This is a genomic window from Thermomonas sp. (genome assembly GCF_025993755.1).
Taxonomy (GTDB): Bacteria; Pseudomonadota; Gammaproteobacteria; order Xanthomonadales; family Xanthomonadaceae; genus Thermomonas.
Genome location: NZ_JAMQHN010000183.1, coordinates 1 through 1,637 on the forward strand (window position 1 = coordinate 1; position 1,637 = coordinate 1,637).

Below are 1,637 nucleotides of genomic sequence, written 5' to 3' on the forward strand. Positions count from 1 at the left end.
GCGATGACACCGCGGTCTATTTCGGCAACCGCAGCGGCTACACGATCACCGCGAACGGAAGCGGCTGGACCGTCCGCGACGACAGCGGCGCCGACGGCCAGGACACCCTGACCGGCATCGAATTCCTCGCCTTCGCCGACCAGATCTTCCGCTTTTCCGATTCCACCTTCAGCATCTCCTTCTCCGATTTCGTCGGCGAGAGCGTTTCCGGCGTCATCGGCAGCATCCGCAACGTCGTGCACGAACTGAGCGCCGTCAGCTTCACCGACACTGGAACCTCGGGCGGCACGGGCGGGCAGGTCACGAGCGAAAGCGGCACCGCCGGCAACGACACCTATGCGGCTAAGGCGGGAAACCAGAACTACGACGGCGGCGCCGGCATCGACACCGCCGTCTATCTCTCCGCGCGCGCGAGCTACACCGTCGCCGTCAATGGCGCCAGCATCACGGTGACGAGCCTCTCCGGCGCCGCCGACGGCACCGACCAGCTCGCCAACGTCGAGCGCCTGCAGTTCTCCGACAGGAAGCTCGCCTTCGACCTCACCCCCGCCGGCCACGCCGGACAGGCCGCCGAGTTCATCGGCATGCTCGCCCCCGACACCCTGACCAACCCGCAGATCGTCGGCATGATCCTGGGCTACTTCGATGCCGGCACCAGCATGACCGCGCTCTCGCAGCTCGCCATCGACGCCGGCCTGGTGGCCCAGCTCGCCGGTTCCAACAGCCAGGCCGACCTCGCCCGCCTGGTGTTCCGCAACGTGATCGGCGCCGAGGCCGACGCCGCCACGGTCGACGCCCTGGTGGCCTACATGGACGGGCGCACGGATGACATGAGCCGCGCCGAGTTCATGGCCGCGGTGGCGGGGCTGGAGGTGAACCAGGCGCACGTCAATCTGGTCGGCCTGCAGGCGACGGGCATCGAATACACCTGAGCGGCCCCGCTCTCCCTGCCCCGCTCCCCGTCCCTCAGGGATTGCCTTCGGTCACAAGCGGGGCGGGGAGAAAGAAAGTCAGCGCGGCCGGGACGGGTTCGTTGCGTTCAAACCGGACTGGAATTGCGGTAATCTTCGTCTTGCGGCGCCGGGTTTTCTTCCGTCGCCCGGCTCGCGCCACAACCACAAGAGAAGGCATGCTCCCGTGTCCCACATTACACAGCTTTTCGCCGACCGCATCGCCAACGCCGCGGTGACCGGCCCCCTGATCCGCCTCGAATTGGCGGCCTTCACGCCCCCCTCCAGCGAAGGCGGCAAGCCCGAGTTGAAGCCCACCCAGACGCTCGTCATGCCGCTCGACGGCTTCCTCGCCTCCTACGGCATGCTCGAGTCCCTGGTCAAGAAGCTGATCGCCGACGGCGTCGTCAAGCCGAAGTAGGCGGTTTTTCCAGCGCACAAAGCGCCCGGCGCGCTCGCGCCGCACGGCAATCTTTCCTGAGGACACGGCATGATCATCACCGACAACGCATTCGGCTATCCCGGCAGGAGCGCCGGCGAGGGCAGGAACGACTACGCCTTCGCCGCGCTGCGCGCCGACGGCTCGGTCGTGGCCTGGGGCAAGGCAGCCTTCGGCGGCGACCTCGGCGCAGCGGCGGACATATTGAGCGGCGCCATCGACGTCGTGCAGGTCTATTCGAACTACAA

At 67.3% G+C, this 1,637-nt stretch carries 3 protein-coding genes; all 3 read left to right on the top strand.

The annotated features are described in order from the left end of the window. The coding region (locus Q0X16_RS12935; RefSeq protein WP_297835198.1) for a hypothetical protein at positions 1–932 on the top strand (932 nt) is incomplete at its 5' end. 205 nt (positions 933–1,137) lie between these two features. Continuing rightward, positions 1,138–1,371, top strand: coding sequence for a hypothetical protein (locus tag Q0X16_RS12940; RefSeq protein WP_297835201.1), 234 nt, complete (start codon positions 1,138–1,140; stop codon positions 1,369–1,371). A gap of 69 nt (positions 1,372–1,440) precedes the next feature. After that, a partial coding sequence (locus Q0X16_RS12945) for a hypothetical protein (protein ID WP_297835204.1) occupies positions 1,441–1,637 on the top strand: 197 nt, incomplete at its 3' end.